This is a genomic window from Cellulomonas sp. P4_A2 (genome assembly GCF_056402515.1).
The window spans coordinates 303,712-319,034 of record NZ_JBFUHG010000005.1; the positions used below are offsets into that span (position 1 = coordinate 303,712).

A 15,323-nucleotide genomic window follows, 5' to 3' on the forward strand; every position below is an offset into this window, starting at 1 on the left:
ACGCGGCTGGACCCCCGGTAAGGACCACGTCTGTGCCCGTCGAGTGGTCCAGCTCGCCTGGTGCTCGGCTCGGGAACGTGCGCACGTCGGTCCTCCCGGATGCGATCGCGCAGGTGGCGGGGCCTACTCGGGTGAGCGCAACGACCGGCGAAGGGCGACCACGACCACCAGCGGCCACAACGCCTGCGCCCCGGCGAGCGCGCGCTCGGTGAGCCCGATCGCATCGCCGCCGCGCGCCAGCTCGGCACCGAACGTGGCCAGCAGACCGACCAGCGCGGCCGACGCGGTAATCGAGACGGCCGGTCGTAGGACGCCCGGTCCGCGTCGGGCCGCCAGGGCAGGCCACAGGGCGAGCGCGCCGAAGCCGACCGTCGCGGCGATCCCGTGCGCCCGGGGTGCGACGTCGGACGGCAGGAGCGCCACGGCGAGCGTCGCTGCTCCGCCGAGGGCGAGCAGCGCGCGGCCCGCGCGGGGGACCGGTCCCAGCCCGGCCGCCGTGACCAGGTGCGCGACGCCGGTCAGGGCCAGCCCGGCGGTCATCACCCAGGCGTCGGTGGCGGTCGTCGCGGCCAGCGCGCTGATCGTCTCGGTGGTCGGGTCGAACGACGGCTGACGGGCGGCGGCCAGCGTCCAGCCGCCGATCATCCCGACGGGGGCGGCGATCGCGGACGCGAGCGCCCAGCCGGGGACGGTGCGCATGGGTCTCATCTCGTGCTGGTGCGGGACATCCGGACGACACTGGGTTCGTGGCCGACGGTACGCACGGATGGGTCGTCGACGACTTCGACGCACCCGACCTCGACCGCGGGCTGTGGTTCCCGCACTACCTGCCCGCGTGGAGCTCCCGTGCGCAGACGGCCGCCACGTACGCGATCCGGGACTCGTGCCTGCACGTGTCGATCCCGCCGTCGCAGGGCCCGTGGTGCGCCGAGGACCACCGACCGCCCACCCGCGTCTCGGGTCTGCAGACGGGCAACCGCTCCGGTCCGGTCGGCAGCACCGACGGTCAGCAGCCGTACCGTCCCGGGCTCGTCGTGCGTGAGCAGCAGGAGCCGTTCGACGGCTGGACGCCGTCGGGCGGCCGCGTCGAGATGCGGGCGCGGGCCGTGATCACGCCGCGATCGATGGTCGCGCTGTGGATGGTCGGCCTCGAGGACCGCCCCGAGCGGTGCGCGGAGATCTGCGTGATGGAGGTGTTCGGCGACGCGGTCGTCGCGGGGTCGTCGGCGGCCGTGGGGATGGGTCTGCACGCGTTCCGCGACCCCGACGTGTCCGAGGACTTCGCCGCACCGCGGGTACCCGTCGACGTCGCGGACTTCCACACGTACGCGGTCGAGTGGTCGGCCGACGAGGCGTCGTTCTTCGTCGACGAGACGCTCGTGCGGTCGTGTCCGCGGCCGCCGACGTACCCGGTGCAGCTGATGCTCGCCGTGTTCGACTTCCCCGACCGCTCGGTCGGGGGTGACGACGACGCGGTCCCGGAGCTCGTCGTGGACCGGATCGCCGGAGGTCCGCGTCGATCCAGCGCGTCCTGACGCGGGTGCGGGGCAGGCGCACCGCTGACCGGGGGCGGGGKGTGGCCGCCCCCGGTCGTCGGTCCTACAGGCCCGGGTTCGCGTTGTGGACGAGCTCGAGAGCCATCTGCGGGAACCAGTCACCCGCTGCCGGGTCGGCGTAGCCGCGGACGGGGTCGATCCCGCCGTCCGGTGCCCACCGGGTGCACTGGCCGTCGGACTCGCCCGGGATCTTGACCCACAGGTAGGCGTCCACGTACGGGTTGCCGGTGCTCAGGGTCGGCTTCAGGCCGAGCCCACGGCCCGGCGGGTTGCACCAGACCTGCGGGTCACCGGCGGGGCTGCCGGCCGGTGCGGTCCACGGGCCCTGGCCGTTGCGGCTGGTGTCGATCACCGCGTGCGCCAGGACGTCCGGCCCGGCCGGCGGGTTGGCGGCGTTGGTCACGTTGTCGAGGTACCACTGGTCGGTGAGGCCCCACGTGCTGAAGTCGCTCGACGTGGCGGGGTAGTACTGGCTCCCGCAGTAGTCGAAGTGCCCGACGCGCCAGCCGCCCTCAGCGGTGTTGGTGCCATACCAGAGGCACTGCGAGATCCAGGACGCGTACTTCGCCTGACGCTCGCTCGTCTCGTAGTTGGACACGTTCAGGAAGAACCCGTCGGCCTTCTCGACGCCGGCCCTGTGCAGGCGGTCGGCGATGTCGCCGGTGCCCAGCCAGCCACTGTGGGTGCCGTCGAGGTAGAGCGACGTGTTCGGCAGCGCCGAGATCCGGTCGACCGCGCCGTTGACCTGGGCGAACCGGTCGGAGGCCGCCGTCGCCGGGTCGAGCTCGGCGGGCTGGCACCACTCGTGGTCGCCGTTGATCGTCGTGTACCAGGGGATGATGCCCAGGCCGTCGGGCTCGAGCAGGACGATCGCCTGTCCGGTGCCGACGCCCGCCGCGAACGCGTCGATCCACGCCAGGTAGCTCGCCGTGTCGGCCGCCCCACCCGCCGAGTACTGAGCGCAGTCGCGGAACGGCAGGTTGTAGGCGACGAGTACCGGGATCGTGTGCGTCAGCTTCGCCTGGAGCATCGTCTTCTGGACCGATTTCTTGACCTCGGCCGGCGTGCCCTTGGTGAACCAGACGGCCTGCGGAGTCGTCGCCATCTTGGTGAGCGCCAGGGCGTCGGACCACTGGTGCGTCTTGGCCAGTTGGGCGATCTGCTGGACCGCGCCCTTGTCCGGCGGCGGTGTGAACAGGCGAGTCGCGGGCGCGGGGTGGTGGTTGTCGTGGGCGGCCGCCGGGGCGGCGACGCCGAGTGAGAGCGCTACCACGGCGACGGCCGTCAGCACTCTCGAGCGCGTGGGAACCAGGGGATGGGGCACGGAAGTCTCCTACGTCGTTGTCGGATGACCGTTCTCGTGACGGGCAGGGGAGCGCTCCCACTGCCACCTCCAGAGCATGCCGTCACTCACCCGCCGCCGCAAGGTGTACCGGTAAGGAAAGAACGGCCGCACGCGGCGTCGCGTGCGACTCGCCCGCAACGCTTCCTCGGTCGTCGGCTCAGGAAGGGCCGCATGCGGCCTCGCGTGCGGCTCGCCACCGACGCGTCCTCGGCGCTCGTCGGCTCAAGAAAGGCCGCACGCAGCGTCGCGTGCGGCCTTTCCAGCCCGGTTCGTCGGCCCCGTGCCGGCCTCAGAACACCCGGTTGGCGATCTCCGCGGGCGCGAGCAGCAACTGCTTGATCTCGTCGTCGAGCTGGACCAGCGTGAGCGACGCGCCGGCCATGTCCAGCGACGTGCAGTACTCGCCGACGTAGCTGCGACCGACCGTGATGCCCTGGGCGGCGAGCTTCTCGTGCGCGGCGCCGTAGAGCAGGTAGAGCTCGCTGATGGGCGTCCCCCCGAGGCCGTTGATCATGAGCGCGACCTCGTCGCCGCTGTTGTACGGCAGGTCCGGCACGACCGCGCCGAGCAGCTCGTCGACGATCTCGTCGGCACTCACGAGCTTGGCGCGACGACGACCGGGCTCGCCGTGGATCCCGACGCCGATCTCCATCTCGTCGTCGCCGAGCTCGAACAACGGGGAGCCCTTGGCGGGCGGCGTGCACGCGGTCAGGGCGATGCCCATGGTTCGCGTCACGGAGTTGACCTTCTCGCCGATGCGCACCAGCTCGTCGAGCGACGCCCCGGCCTCGGCCGCCGCACCGACGGCCTTCATGACGAAGAAGTTGCCGGCCACACCGCGGCGGCCCACGGTCCAGGTGGAGTCCTTGACGGCCACGTCGTCGTTGATGAACAGCGTCTTGACGTTCAGGCCCTCGGCCTCGGCCAGCTCGGCCGCCATCTCGAACGCCATCTTGTCGCCCGTGTAGTTGTTCACCAGCAGCAGGACGCCCTTGTCGGACGCGAGCAGCTTGGCGGTCTCGAGCACGTACTCCATGGGCGGCGCCGCGAACACGTCACCGGGACAGGCGCCGTCGAGCATCCCCTTGCCCACGACCATGACGTGCGCGGGCTCGTGGCCGGAGCCCGATCCCTGGATGATCGAGACCTTGTCGTGGCTGGGGGCGTCGGCCCGCATGATCAGGTTGTACTCGGGGACGTAGCGCAGCGTGTCGGGGTTGGCCAGTGCGATCCCCTTGAGCATCTCCGGGACGAAGTTCTTGGGGTCGTTCACGAACTTCTTCATCAGTACTGCCTCCACACATCGTCGTGTCGGACTGTCTCTTGTCGCCGCGTCGCCCCCGGAGCGCGGACGTCTGTGTCACCAGGTCGCGGCAACCTTCTCCGCGAGAACGGCCACAGCGATCGCGCCCGGGTCCACCGAGCCGATGCTGCGTTCGCCGGTGTAGGAGGCACGGCCGCGACGGGCCTGCATGGTCACGGTCGCCTCGGCGGCCTCGCGGGCGGTCTCGGCAGCGCGCTTCGCGATGTCCTTCGGGTCCGCGCCGAGGTTCGCCTCGATCGTGTCGGTCATGGGTGCGAGCGCGTCGAGCAGCGTCTTCTCGCCGAGGTCCGCACCCCCGCGCGCCTTGATGCCCTCGATGGCGGCACGCAGCATCGCGACGACGTCCTCGCCGGAGGCGTCGGGCTTGCCCTTGACCACGGCGGCCGCGCGCAGGAACGCCGTCCCCCAGATGGGGCCGGACGTGCCGCCGATCCGCCCGGTCATGACGATGGCGACCTTCTGCAGGAACGTGCCGACGTCGGTGCGGTCGAACGAGTCCCACTGGGCGATCACGTTCTCGAACCCGCGGGCCAGCGAGAACCCGAAGTCGCCGTCGCCCACCACCGAGTCGAGGTCCCCGAAGTACTTCTCGTTCTCGACGCAGGTGTCGGCGATCGTGCGGACGACGAGCTCGACGCGGGGGACGTCAGGGGACACGGGACTGCTCGCTCTCGTTGAGGAGTTGCTCGAGGTGGCTGAGGTGGACCTCGCCGACGGGTCGCAGGTCGCGGGGGTCGGACAGGACGGTCGCGGGGTCGTCGGGCAGGTCGCCCAGCGACGTGACGACGAGGGACGCACCCGTGAAGTCCTCGTCGGCGGTGTAGCTGCTCACCGTGACGACCGTGTGCAGGCCCGCGCCGAGTGCCGCCTGCAGGCCGTTCGCGCTGTCCTCGACGACGACCGCGTCCTGCGGACCGAGCCCCAGCTCGCGCATGGCCAGCAGGTAGATGTCGGGCGCGGGCTTCTTGGCGGGCACCACGTCTCCGGCGAACACCGCGAAGTCCCGCGCACGCTCCACCCCGACCGCGTGCTCGAGGACCGCGCGCACGGACGCCTCGGCACTCGTCGACGCGACCGCCAGCCGCCAGCCGCGCGCCGCGGCCTCCTCGACGATCCGCGCGATCCCCGGGCGGGCGGGCATGACACCGGCCGCGACCATCGCCGTGTAGTGCGCGGTCTTGGTCTTGTGCCAGGCGGCGACGAGCTCCTTCTGCTCCTGCGGGTCGGTGGGCAGCCTCGCGGTCTCGACGAACACCGGCGTGAACACCGTCGCGAGCCGCTCCTTGCCGCCGCCGATCGCCAGCAGGTGCCCGTACTCCTCCTGCGACCAGTGGATCGGCACGCCGGCGTCCGCGAACGTCAGGTTGAACGCCGGCAGGTGTCCGTCACGCTCGGTGTCGGCCAGCACGCCGTCGCAGTCGAAGATCAGGGCCGGCGTCATGCGCGTCCCGCCGAGCCGAACTCGTCGATGCACTCGGCGATGGCCGAGGTCACCGCGTCGGAGATGTCGCGGAACATGCTCGGCGGGTCCCACTTGTTCTTCTCGCGCGCGCCGGCGAGGTGCGTCTCGGCGGAGCGCATGTAGGCGACCTTCACGGCGGTCGAGATGTTGATCTTGGAGACGCCGGCGTCGATGAACGTCTGGAAGTCCTCCCGCGACAGGCCGGTCCCGCCGTGCAGGACGATCGGCCGGTCGGTCAGGGACGCCAGCTCCCGGACCCGGTCGGGCCGCAGGACGGGCTTGGCCTTGTACTCGCCGTGGGCTGTGCCGAGCTGCGGCGCGAGCAGGTCGACGCCGGTCCGGCCCGCGACGGCGGCCAGCGTCCCGATGTCGTAGGCGTGCAGCGCGACGTCGGAGCCCACGCCGTCCTCGACGCCGACGATGTTCTCGATCTCGGACTCCACGTCGACGCCGTTCGCGTGCGCCTCCGCCACGACCTCGGCGGTCTCCCGCTCGGCGTCCTCCAGCGAGCGGTCCGACGCGTCGAAGAGCACCGACGACCAGCCGGCCCGCACGACGTCGCTGATCACCGCGCGGTCGGGGCAGTGGTCCAGGTGCAGCGCGATCGGGACGTCAGTGTTGCTCGCGGCCGACCGGAACATCGTCGTCATGAGGTCCGTGCCGATGGAGCGGACGGTCTTCACGGACACCTGGACGATCAGGGGGGACCGTGCGGCCACCGCCGCCGCGACCACGGCGCGCAGGCTCAGGTCGTCGAGGATGTTGACCGCCGGTACCGCGTAGCCGCGCGCTCGGGCGTCGAGTGTCATCGTCAGCGTCGACGCGATCATGCCCAGCCTCCGACCGATGTGTCCGATCCTTCGGCAGTCTAGACAGGTCTACTCATGCACGACCAGCGGAGGGTGATCCGTGAAAGTCTGTGCCTCATGACCGACGTGCTGGAGCGCGACTCCGCCACCCCGCTGTACGTCCAGCTCGAGCAGATCCTGCACGAGCGGATCGTCAGCGGTCAGTGGGCGCCGGGGCAGCGGATCCCGTCGGAGAACGAGCTCAACAAGATGTTCGGGCTCAGCCGGATGACGGTGCGCGGCGTCCTGACCAAGCTGGTCGGCGACGGGCTCCTGGTGCGCGTCCCCGGCAAGGGCACGTACGTCGCGACGCCCAAGATCAGCACCGTGTCACCGGCCTACCGCGGCGTGCGCGAGCAGCTGGAGTCGCAGGGCTACGAGACCTCGACCCGGCTCATCTCGCTCACCCTCGAGACCCCGTCGTCGGGTGTCCGGGAGCGGCTCGCTCTCGCCGACGACGAGGAGACGTACGTCGTGGTCCGCGTGCGGTCGGTCGGCGGCGAGCCCATCTCCCTGCACCGCTCCTACGTCCCGGCCCGCCTCGCGCCCGGGCTCGACGGCCACGACGTCGTCGCCAACCAGCTCTGCGTCGTGCTCGAGGAGCACTACGGCCTGCCCATGAGGCGTGTGCACGAGGACCTCGAGGCTGTCGCCGTCACGATCGCCGAGGCCCGTCACCTGGGCATGCGTCGCGGGGAGCCCGCCCTGCAGCTGCAGGACGTGATCTTCGACGCCCTCTCGCGTCCGTTCGAGTACAGCTCGATCGTGTTCCGCGGCGACCGCATGCGGCTGCGCTTCGACTACGACCGCTGACCGGGCTGCGGTCCTCGGCTACTTGAGCAGCCCGCCACCCACCCACTCCCGGATCGCGGCGACGTCGCCGTTGCTCAGCTCCATGCGCGCGCCGCGGCACAGTCCCACCACGTTGTCCGCCCACGCGCCGGCAAGGTCGGCGGCGGTGGTCTTGGACGTCAGCTCCTGGCCCCCGTAGAGGGTGCCGGAGATGACGAAGTTGACGGTCGACCTCCCGACGGCCGCGCCGGCCTCTTGGCACGCCTTGCGCACCCGCCGTGACGTCTCGGCGCGGTCGAACGGGTGCGACGCCAGGTCGGCGGCGAGCGCGGTCAGCAGCACCCGGTAGTTCGACCGGCTCAGGCCGGGGGTGTCGGTGACGGCGGTGACCTGGCGCTGCAGGGCGCTCGGGTCGGTGTCGGGCTCGGCGACCGCGCCCGGCAGGTCGGCCTCGCCGAACCGCTTCGGGTCCCAGACGTAGCCCGGAGGACGCGGCGACGAGGCGACCTCGGGCACGTTGCGGGCGAGCCACTGCAGGAACCCGCCGGCGCCTCCCCAGCTGGACCCGCTCAGGGTGGGGTCGGCCTTCTGGGCGGCGCCCGCGACGGCCCCGAGCGTGACGGGCCGGTCCGCGGTCCGGACCCGCTGCAGGATCGCCCTGCGGGCGGCCTCGCTCGCCACCGCCTCCGTCGCGATCGCCTCGGCACCGACGGCGGGCGCAGCGGCGGCCGGCTCCTTCTCGGCCTGCTCGACCTTGCCCGTCTGCTTCGCGCGGCCTCTCGTCGGTGCCGGGGTCCGCGGTGCCTCCACGTTGAGCGTCGACGCCGTGCTGGTGACGAGCTCGGCGAGGTCGTCGGCGGTGATGACGTGGTCGGCGACCGCGCGGTACGCGGCGGCGGCGGGGCTCGCGGTCATGATCGTGACGCGGCGGTCGGCGGCCCGGCAGCGCAGCGCCAGGGGAGTGAAGTCGGCGTCGGCGGAGACGATGACGAACTCCTCGTAGCGCGTGGGGGCGGCGAGCGCGTCCACGGCGTCCAGGACCAGGTTGATGTCGGCGCTGCTCTTGCCCTGCTGGGTCAGCGACGGGCAGTCGACCACCTGGAACCCGGCGCGCGTGAAGTTGGGCCGGAACTGCGCGAAGCGCGACGGGTTGAGGTAGCAGGCGCGGATGAGGAACTTGCGCGTGAAGTCGCCCTCCGAGTCGGTCCCGTTCTCCAGCTCGCTGAGCCAGTGCGCCGGGTCCGTCGCGAACGCCTCGGCGGCGACCGGGTCCAGCCGCTGCAGGCCGATGTAGACGTTGTCGAAGTCGACGAACAGGGCGGTCCGGAAGCGGCGGCCGGTCTCGGGGCGGTCGGCGGAGGTCACGCTCGATGTGCTCACCCGTCGCATCATCCTCGGTCGAGGCCCCGGACGGCGCCTCGACCCACAGCCACCCCGCGTGACATGCCCCTCGTTCGTCGTCGCGACCAGGCCAGTCCTGACCCGCGCGACGAGTCGTTGGCCGCTCCTTCGCCCGGCTAAGTACCGCTCGCCACTCGTCGAGCCCGTTCGTCCCCCGACGAGCCGTTCGCCGCCTGTCGGAGCGCACGATCGCCCGCTCCGGCGTCCTGACCGCGCCGATCTAGCGGCGTGAGTGACGGAAGTGACGCGTGGGACTGGTGAGGTACCTCAGGGCCCCCACCGGTCCCACGCGTCCCAAGCGGCGCCAGGTCCGCACCGGGGGGCCTAGCGAGCGCCGAGGGCCCGTTGGCCCGCGGGGGGCCGGACTGTGGGAAGCAGCGTGCGGGCAGCGCTCAGGCGTCAGCCGGCGGCCGGGACGCGACGAACTCGTCGACCCCCGCCTTGGTGACGCCCAGCGACGAGAGCGGACCGTCCCCGTTCTCCCCCTCGAGCAGCGCCAGCAGCACGTGCTCGGTGCCCACGTGCTCGGCGCCGAGCCGGACCGCCTCGCGGAAGGTCAGCTCGAGCGCCTTCTTGGCGGTCGCGTCGTAGGGGATCAGCGCCGGCACCTCGGCGACAGCGGGCGGCAGCGTGACGGCCGCACGGACGGCCTGCGGGGTCACGGCCGCGGCGTCCAGCGCGCCGGCGCCGAGGTCGGTGGGCTCGGCGAGCAGCCCCAGCACCAGGTGCGCCGCGGTCGTCTGGTCGTTGCCGGCGGCACGCGCCTCCTCCTGCGCCGCGACGACGACGTTCCCGGCGGCCGCGGTGAACCGCGCGAACCCCTGCTGGGCGTCGAGGTCGGGCTCCTTGGCGACGAACCGCTTCTGGGCGGCCTGCTTGGTGACGCCCATGCTGGAGCCGATCTCGGTCCACGACGCCCCGGACCTGCGGGCCTGGTCGACGAAGTGGCCGATGAGGTGGTCGGCGATCCCGTCGAGGTGCTGCGCGGTCAGCACGGCGGTCTGCAGCCGCGCGAGGACGTCGTCCTCGTGGGTGGTGATCGCGTCGATCAGGTCGTCGAGGCGGACGGTGCTGGGGAGGCGTGTGGTCGTCATGCGTCAACGGTAGGTTGACGATCGGCGCTCGTCAACCCTGAGTTGACGCCTGCCTTCACGTGCGCTGGGTGCCGCCGACCGCGCGGCTGGCGGCACCCGATCGCGACCGAACGGCTCATGACACGAGTGCTGCGTCGCCGACGCAGACCGCCCGCCCGATCGCCGCGCAGAGCTCGGGACCGTCGGGAGCCGTCGACCACTGCGCGACGGGATGTCCGTCGGGCCGCACGAGGACCGCGCCGGACGTCCCGAGGTGCAACGCCTCGGCGGCCGCCGGGTCGAGCTGGTGCTGACGCACCGGCACGCCGCCGGAGCCGTCGGGCCAGGGCTCGCCGGCGGCCGCCGTCAGGAGCGTGAGCCCGTCGCCGAGCAGATCGAGGGTCGAGGTGCACCCGTCCGCCAGCCAGTGGTGCCGGATCCGGTGTACGACGTCGTCCAGGTAGTCCTGGGAGACGTCCCGGTGCGCCGACTCGACGGCGGAGCGGTACATGTTGCGCAGCCCGACCGGCCGCCGCTCGTCCTCATAGGTGTCGAGCAGCGCCTCGTCGGCCCATCCCCGCAGGGTCCAGGCGAGCTTCCAGCCGAGGTCGTAGCCGTCCTGGATCGCGGTGTTCATGCCCGTCGCGCCGCGCGGGGTGGTGCGGTGCGCCGCATCACCGACGACGAAGACGCGACTCGCGCGGTAGTGGTCGACGATCTGCGCCGTGAACGTGAAGTCGCCGCTCCAGATGATCTCGGGGTCGAGGTCAGGGGCGCCGGCGCCGGCACGGATCAGCTCGACGAGCCGCTCGCGGGGGTAGTCGGTGAGCGATTCTCGCGTGGGGTCCCACGTCATGGAGAACACCCAGCGGTCCCGGTTGTCGGTCGGCAGGAACACCCACGGCGGACCCTGCCGCTCGATCATGTAGAGCCCGTGCCGACGCTCGCCGACGACGTCGGCGACCGGCCCGCGGAACAGGACCGCGAGGTAGGCGCCCAGGGTGCCGGGACCGGTCATGGTGAGCCCGACGCACTGGCGGACGCCGCTGTGCGCCCCATCGGCGCCGATGACGTACTGCGACCGCACGGTGGTCGTGGTGCCGTCCTGTCGTAGGGCCACGGTCACGCCGTCGTCGTCCTGGGTGAGGCCGACGAGCTCCGTGCCGAGCCGAACCTCGACGCCTTCGAGCGTGCACAGATGGCGCAGGAGCACGGGTTCGAGGTGGTCCTGCGGGGCGATGACGGGCGTCGTCGGGCTGATCGCGGCTGCGAGCTCGGGCGACGGGAACCCCATGGACGTGGCCGTCCCGTCGGGCGATGCCAGGGTCCGACCGATCCAGCCGGTCGTGCTCACGTCGATCGCGCCCTCGCGGACGGCGTCCTCGAGGCCCCAGGCCCGCAGGAGCTCCATCGTGCGGAGGTTGATCCCGGTGGCGCGCGGGAAGTCGGACAGCTCCGTGCGGCGCTCGACGACGAGCGTGCGGACGCCGTGCCGGGCGAGCGTGATGGCGGCGGTCAGGCCCGCGGGGCCCGCCCCGACGACGATCACGGTGGGGGAGGTGCTGGTGGTCATGGTGGTTCGCTTCCTGGTTCGAGTTTCATCGGACATACTGTCTTTCACGAGACAGAGTGTCTTTTGTCGGACTCCGTGTCAAGTGAAAGTAGGATGTCGGTCGTGACGACGCGGAAGTACACCCAGCAGGCACGCGCAGCGGCCGCCGACGAGACCCGTCGGCGGATCCTCGATGCGACACGCGACCGCCTGCGCGCCGCACCCACCGAGCCGCTGAGCATCGACAGGGTCGCCCAGGCGGCCGGCGTCGCCCGTTCGACCGTCTACCTCGTCTTCGGGGACAAGGCGGGTCTCTTCGAGGCACTCGGCCAGGACATGCTCGTGCGGACCGGGTTCCAGCGGATCGTGGACGCGGTCGCGCTCCCGGACGCGCGCGAGGCGGTCCTCGAGGCCCTGCGGGCGGCGGCGTCGGTGTACGCGGCGGAACGGGACGTGTCCCGCACGATCTACTCGATGTGGTCGCTCGACCCCGAGTCCGTGCGGCGCGCGTTCGAGGTGGTCGAGCGCGGCCGCGCCGAGGGCCAGCGCCGGCTCGCGGAGCGCCTCGCCGAGGAGGGGTACCTGGCGCCGGGGGTCTCGGTCGAGGAAGCGGCCGACGTGCTGTGGGTGCTCGGCGGTTTCGAGGCGTTCGACCAGCTCTTCACCGGCCGCGGGCTCACTGAGGCGGAGACGGCTCGGCGCCTCGGGCTGATGGCCGAACGGAGCCTCTGGGCCCGATAGGACGGACCACCGCACAGATGCCGCACAGCCCGGGCATCCCGCGCGGACAGACCCGCTCCGTAGACACGGGTGCATGAAGAAGCGCACCTCCGCATCGCCGGGGGTCCTCAGGATTTCGCTGACGTGCGTGGCTACCCGGCCGGTCTGCTCGACTGGCTGCAGAGCGTGCCAGGCGACCGGTTCGAGTACGAGCTGGACCTCCTGCTGCGGGCGTCGCGGGACGGGGACGGAGTCGAGGCGGTCCCCATCGAGACCGTCTATCTCGAGGGGAACGCGTCTTCGCACCTCCGCACGGTCAACTTCGCGGTCAACCGCTGCCTGGTCTTCGCGCGGGGCGGGAGAAGCCGCTACGCGCAGCTGCCGCTCAGTACTGGACCTGGGCAGCCACAAGCCTCGCCGCCAGCTACGGCCTTCTCGCCGCGATGACCGGCCTCGGGGTCTCGCTCCTGCCCGCCAAGGTCCTCACCGAGCTCGCCGCGTTCGCCGCCGGCTACCAGCTCCAGCGCACGGTCGTCTTCGCGAAGCCGGTACAGCATCGACTCCCGCACGACGATCGCGCTCAGTCCGACACGGTGGCGGCGATGACGCTCACCTCGATGAGCGCACCCGGCACGCCGAGGCCCGCCACGAGCGCGGCGGTGACGAGCGGAGGCGCGCCGGGCCCGGCGAGCAGCGGCGCGATCGCGCCGTAGGCCGCGCGCAGGTCGGCGTCCTCGTGGATGAGGACGGTCCACTGCACGACGTCGGCCAGCGAGGCGCCGACCGCCTCGAGAGCGGTCCGCACGTTCTCGACGGCGCGGACCGACTGCTCGGCGGCGTCTGCCGAGACGACGGCTCCGGTGTCGTCGACGCCGTTCTGGCCGCCGACGTAGATGGTCGTCGCGCCCGCGGGCACGACGGCGACGTGGCTGAACGCCGGGCTCACGACGAGACCGGCCGGTTGCAGACGGGTGATCTCCATGGATCCACCGTCCCACCGACCACTGACACGCACCCCCCGCGAGCGCGGCGTGCTCGGACCGGCAGGGTCAGCGCGCGTGGGCCATGTCGCCGACGGCCAGCCGACGCAGGACCTCCAGGACGACGGCGGCCGAGCGGTCGGCGGCGTCGTCGACGTGGGTCAGGAAGTCCTCGCCGGCGACGGGGCCGCACAGGTCGGAGATGCCCCGCACCGACAGGAACGGCACGCCGTACAGGTGCGACGTGTGGGCGAGGGCCGCGGACTCCATGTCGATCGCGACGGCGGTCGGGAACGCGGCCCGGATCCGCTCGACGCGGCTGGCGTCGATGAACGCATCGCCCGAGAGCACGGTGCCGGTGAGCACCCGCAGGTCGACTGCCGCGCCGATGGCCGCGTCGTGCAGCACCTGCTCGGCCTCGTACACCTCGGGCATGCCCGGCACCTGGCCGAGCTCGTACCCGAAGGCGCGGGCGTCGGCGCCGGAGTAGACGTACTCGGAGCCGACGACGACGTCGCCGACCCGCACGTCGAGCCCGACCCCGCCCGCGCTGCCGGCGCTGATCACGGCCCGCGGGTGGGTGCCCTGGATGGCGACGGCCGCGGCGGTCGCCGAGTTGACCAGGCCGATCCCGCACTGCACGAGGAGCACCTGGCGACCGCCGACGGTCAGCAGCCGGTGCTCGGCGTGCCCCATCTGGGTCGGGTCGCCGACGACGTCCGCGCGCGCCATGAACGGCGCGGACTCGTCGGCCATGGCGGTCACGACGACCGCGTCGACGGCGATCATGCGGTGACGGTCGCCCACTCGTCGCGGGCCGCGAGGAACGTCCGCGCGGCGTCCTGGGCGCCCTCGAGCGTGTGGTTGGCGCCCCAGCCGCACTGCACCTCGTTCGCGGCGGGCACCTCGGTCGCGGTGAGGATGTCCTCGAGCGTCGACTGCACCAGGTCCAGCACCTCGTCGTACGTCCACACGCCCTGCAGGATCAGGTAGAACCCGGTCTGGCAGCCCATCGGCGAGAAGTCGACGACGCGCTCGGAGTGGTTGCGCGAGTGCTCGGCGAAGAGGTGCTCGAGCGAGTGGACGGTCGGCATCTCCAGGTGGGCGACGTTCGGCTGAGTGAACCGGATGTCGTACTTGGTCAGCTCATCGCCGGCCGGCAGGCGCTTCGTGTCCGCGAGCCGGACGTAGGGCGCGACGACGGTGCGGTGGTCGAGGTTGAACGACTCGACGTTCATGCGGGGCTGGTTCACGGCTGATGTCCTTCGGTGAGCTCGGGAACGACCATTGTCTCGCGATTCGCCAGGTCGACGAACTTCGTAGGATCGGCGGATGGCCATCCCCTCCTTCGTCGTCGACCTGCGCGCCGCCGTCGGTCACCACCCGCTCTGGCTGTCCGGCGTCACCGCCGTCGTGCTGCGGGAGGTCAGGGGCGTCGAGGAGGTCCTGCTGGTGCGGCGCGCCGACACCGGCGCATGGACACCCGTCACGGGAATCATCGACCCGGGCGAGCAGCCGGCCGTCGCGGCCGCGCGCGAGGTGCTCGAGGAGGCGTCCGTCGTCGCGGTGCCGGAGCGTCTGGCGTGGGTCAACACGCTCGCGCCGATGCGGTACGACAACGGCGACCAGGCGCAGTACCTGGACCTCACGTTCCGGTTCCGCTGGGTCTCCGGCGAGCCGACGCCGGGCGACGACGAGAACACCGAGGCCGCGTTCTTCGCGCTCGACGCGCTGCCGTCGGTGTCGTCGCAGATGCGCGCCCGGATCGAGAGCGCGCTACGGCCCGACGGGCCGGCCGACTTCGAGTTCTGACGGCGTCATCTGCTGCGTGCCGAGCACCCGTAGCAGCGCGAGCGCCTCCGCCTCCGGCGACCCGGGCTCGGCCGAGTAGACGATCACCTTCTGGTCGCAGTCCAGGACGTGCAGCGAGTCGCAGTCGAGCGTGATCGGCCCGAGGCTCGGGTGCTCGATCGTCTTGCGGGCCATCCGCCAGGTGCCCGTCGCGCCCGCGCGCCACAGCTCGTCGAACGCCGGGCTGTCCCGGCGCAGCTCGCTGACCAGCGAGCGGACGCTCGGGTCGTCGGGGTAGCGGGCAGCGGTCGCGCGCAGGCTGGCCACCGACTGGGCGGCCGTCTCGGCGTGCTCCTCCGGCGACATGGCCACGCGGCTCATCCGTGGGTCGGGCGTGCCGAGGAACCGCTGCCAGATGATGTTGCGCTGCCGACGAGGCACGGCCGACCAGTCACCGAGCAGCGCGGCAGCCATCGCGT

18 protein-coding genes are annotated in these 15,323 nt (G+C 72.0%); 5 read left to right on the forward strand and 13 right to left on the reverse strand.

All coding sequences use genetic code 11. From position 1 onward, the window contains the following. Positions 1 to 123 precede the first annotated feature (123 nt). Complete coding sequence (locus AC1DUE_RS07665) at positions 124 to 699, reverse strand: DUF998 domain-containing protein (protein ID WP_477038809.1); 576 nt, start codon at positions 697 to 699, stop codon at positions 124 to 126. Between the two features lie 47 nt (positions 700 to 746). Between AC1DUE_RS07665 and AC1DUE_RS07670 the strand changes: the two genes are divergently transcribed. Continuing rightward, positions 747 to 1,535, forward strand: coding sequence for a glycoside hydrolase family 16 protein (locus AC1DUE_RS07670; RefSeq protein WP_477038810.1), 789 nt, complete (start codon positions 747 to 749; stop codon positions 1,533 to 1,535). Between the two features lie 64 nt (positions 1,536 to 1,599). Here AC1DUE_RS07670 and AC1DUE_RS07675 read toward each other — a convergent pair whose 3' ends face one another. The 5 genes from AC1DUE_RS07675 to AC1DUE_RS07695 all read right to left on the reverse strand — a co-directional run bounded on the left by AC1DUE_RS07675 (position 1,600) and on the right by AC1DUE_RS07695 (position 6,517). Then, positions 1,600 to 2,880 carry a glycoside hydrolase family 6 protein gene (locus AC1DUE_RS07675; protein WP_477038811.1) on the reverse strand — a complete coding sequence of 427 codons (1,281 nt, stop codon included), beginning with the start codon at positions 2,878 to 2,880 and terminating at the stop codon, positions 1,600 to 1,602. A 310-nt stretch (positions 2,881 to 3,190) separates the two neighbouring features. Continuing rightward, positions 3,191 to 4,186, reverse strand: a complete 996-nt coding sequence (dhaK, locus tag AC1DUE_RS07680; RefSeq protein WP_477038812.1) for a dihydroxyacetone kinase subunit DhaK — start codon at positions 4,184 to 4,186, stop codon at positions 3,191 to 3,193. A 75-nt stretch (positions 4,187 to 4,261) separates the two neighbouring features. Then, entirely contained in the window at positions 4,262 to 4,882 is a 621-nt protein-coding gene (dhaL, locus tag AC1DUE_RS07685; RefSeq protein ID WP_477038813.1) for a dihydroxyacetone kinase subunit DhaL, read from the reverse strand. Beyond that, a complete protein-coding gene (locus AC1DUE_RS07690; RefSeq protein WP_477038814.1) occupies positions 4,872 to 5,666 on the reverse strand; it encodes an HAD-IA family hydrolase in 795 nt (264 codons plus the stop codon). The genes dhaL and AC1DUE_RS07690 overlap by 11 nt, the downstream gene beginning before the upstream one ends. After that, positions 5,663 to 6,517 carry a class II fructose-bisphosphate aldolase gene (locus AC1DUE_RS07695; RefSeq protein WP_477038815.1) on the reverse strand — a complete coding sequence of 285 codons (855 nt, stop codon included), beginning with the start codon at positions 6,515 to 6,517 and terminating at the stop codon, positions 5,663 to 5,665. Before AC1DUE_RS07695 ends, AC1DUE_RS07690 begins: the two co-directional genes overlap by 4 nt. 96 nt (positions 6,518 to 6,613) lie before the next feature. On the opposite strand from AC1DUE_RS07695, the gene AC1DUE_RS07700 reads away from it, so the two are divergent. Continuing rightward, entirely contained in the window at positions 6,614 to 7,348 is a 735-nt protein-coding gene (locus AC1DUE_RS07700; protein WP_477038816.1) for a GntR family transcriptional regulator, read from the forward strand. Between the two features lie 18 nt (positions 7,349 to 7,366). Here the strand turns inward: AC1DUE_RS07700 and AC1DUE_RS07705 are convergent, their stop codons facing one another. From AC1DUE_RS07705 to AC1DUE_RS07715, 3 genes are all read right to left on the reverse strand, one after another. Then, positions 7,367 to 8,707 carry an NYN domain-containing protein gene (locus AC1DUE_RS07705; protein ID WP_477038817.1) on the reverse strand — a complete coding sequence of 447 codons (1,341 nt, stop codon included), beginning with the start codon at positions 8,705 to 8,707 and terminating at the stop codon, positions 7,367 to 7,369. A 413-nt stretch (positions 8,708 to 9,120) separates the two neighbouring features. Continuing rightward, a complete protein-coding gene (locus AC1DUE_RS07710) occupies positions 9,121 to 9,822 on the reverse strand; it encodes a Clp protease N-terminal domain-containing protein (RefSeq protein WP_477038818.1) in 702 nt (233 codons plus the stop codon). A gap of 115 nt (positions 9,823 to 9,937) precedes the next feature. Next, positions 9,938 to 11,374, reverse strand: a complete 1,437-nt coding sequence (locus AC1DUE_RS07715; protein ID WP_477038819.1) for an FAD-dependent monooxygenase — start codon at positions 11,372 to 11,374, stop codon at positions 9,938 to 9,940. Positions 11,375 to 11,476: 102 nt separating this feature from the next. Here AC1DUE_RS07715 and AC1DUE_RS07720 point away from each other — a divergent pair, with 102 nt between their 5' ends. Together AC1DUE_RS07720 and AC1DUE_RS07725 are read left to right on the forward strand one after the other, a co-directional pair. Beyond that, positions 11,477 to 12,094, forward strand: coding sequence for a TetR/AcrR family transcriptional regulator (locus tag AC1DUE_RS07720; RefSeq protein WP_477038820.1), 618 nt, complete (start codon positions 11,477 to 11,479; stop codon positions 12,092 to 12,094). 123 nt (positions 12,095 to 12,217) lie between these two features. Beyond that, positions 12,218 to 12,520 carry a hypothetical protein gene (locus AC1DUE_RS07725; RefSeq protein ID WP_477038821.1) on the forward strand — a complete coding sequence of 101 codons (303 nt, stop codon included), beginning with the start codon at positions 12,218 to 12,220 and terminating at the stop codon, positions 12,518 to 12,520. Positions 12,521 to 12,653: 133 nt separating this feature from the next. Here AC1DUE_RS07725 and AC1DUE_RS07730 read toward each other — a convergent pair whose 3' ends face one another. The 3 genes from AC1DUE_RS07730 to AC1DUE_RS07740 all read right to left on the reverse strand — a co-directional run bounded on the left by AC1DUE_RS07730 (position 12,654) and on the right by AC1DUE_RS07740 (position 14,291). Beyond that, positions 12,654 to 13,055: a RidA family protein gene (locus AC1DUE_RS07730; protein WP_477038822.1), complete on the reverse strand. Its 402-nt coding sequence runs from the start codon at positions 13,053 to 13,055 to the stop codon at positions 12,654 to 12,656. A 67-nt stretch (positions 13,056 to 13,122) separates the two neighbouring features. After that, positions 13,123 to 13,842, reverse strand: a complete 720-nt coding sequence (locus AC1DUE_RS07735; RefSeq protein ID WP_477038823.1) for a 5'-methylthioadenosine/adenosylhomocysteine nucleosidase — start codon at positions 13,840 to 13,842, stop codon at positions 13,123 to 13,125. After that, positions 13,839 to 14,291 carry an S-ribosylhomocysteine lyase gene (locus AC1DUE_RS07740; protein WP_477038833.1) on the reverse strand — a complete coding sequence of 151 codons (453 nt, stop codon included), beginning with the start codon at positions 14,289 to 14,291 and terminating at the stop codon, positions 13,839 to 13,841. The genes AC1DUE_RS07735 and AC1DUE_RS07740 overlap by 4 nt, the downstream gene beginning before the upstream one ends. Before the next feature lie 94 nt (positions 14,292 to 14,385). On the opposite strand from AC1DUE_RS07740, the gene AC1DUE_RS07745 reads away from it, so the two are divergent. Next, positions 14,386 to 14,865, forward strand: coding sequence for an NUDIX hydrolase (locus tag AC1DUE_RS07745; protein WP_477038824.1), 480 nt, complete (start codon positions 14,386 to 14,388; stop codon positions 14,863 to 14,865). On the opposite strand, the gene AC1DUE_RS07750 is transcribed toward AC1DUE_RS07745, so the two are convergent. Then, positions 14,830 to 15,323: MmyB family transcriptional regulator (locus AC1DUE_RS07750; protein WP_477038825.1), on the reverse strand; the 494-nt coding region annotated here is incomplete at its 5' end. The genes AC1DUE_RS07745 and AC1DUE_RS07750 overlap by 36 nt on opposite strands.

Coding starts and splice junctions, on each gene's coding strand:
- AC1DUE_RS07710 (WP_477038818.1), bottom strand. CDS start 9,822: ATGACGACCACACGCCTCCCCAGCACCGTCCGCCTCGACGACCTGATC.
- AC1DUE_RS07695 (WP_477038815.1), bottom strand. CDS start 6,517: ATGATCGCGTCGACGCTGACGATGACACTCGACGCCCGAGCGCGCGGC.
- AC1DUE_RS07730 (WP_477038822.1), bottom strand. CDS start 13,055: ATGGAGATCACCCGTCTGCAACCGGCCGGTCTCGTCGTGAGCCCGGCG.
- AC1DUE_RS07745 (WP_477038824.1), top strand. CDS start 14,386: ATGGCCATCCCCTCCTTCGTCGTCGACCTGCGCGCCGCCGTCGGTCAC.
- AC1DUE_RS07735 (WP_477038823.1), bottom strand. CDS start 13,842: ATGATCGCCGTCGACGCGGTCGTCGTGACCGCCATGGCCGACGAGTCC.
- AC1DUE_RS07690 (WP_477038814.1), bottom strand. CDS start 5,666: ATGACGCCGGCCCTGATCTTCGACTGCGACGGCGTGCTGGCCGACACC.
- AC1DUE_RS07665 (WP_477038809.1), bottom strand. CDS start 699: ATGCGCACCGTCCCCGGCTGGGCGCTCGCGTCCGCGATCGCCGCCCCC.
- AC1DUE_RS07700 (WP_477038816.1), top strand. CDS start 6,614: ATGACCGACGTGCTGGAGCGCGACTCCGCCACCCCGCTGTACGTCCAG.
- AC1DUE_RS07715 (WP_477038819.1), bottom strand. CDS start 11,374: ATGACCACCAGCACCTCCCCCACCGTGATCGTCGTCGGGGCGGGCCCC.
- dhaK (WP_477038812.1), bottom strand. CDS start 4,186: ATGAAGAAGTTCGTGAACGACCCCAAGAACTTCGTCCCGGAGATGCTC.
- AC1DUE_RS07740 (WP_477038833.1), bottom strand. CDS start 14,291: ATGAACGTCGAGTCGTTCAACCTCGACCACCGCACCGTCGTCGCGCCC.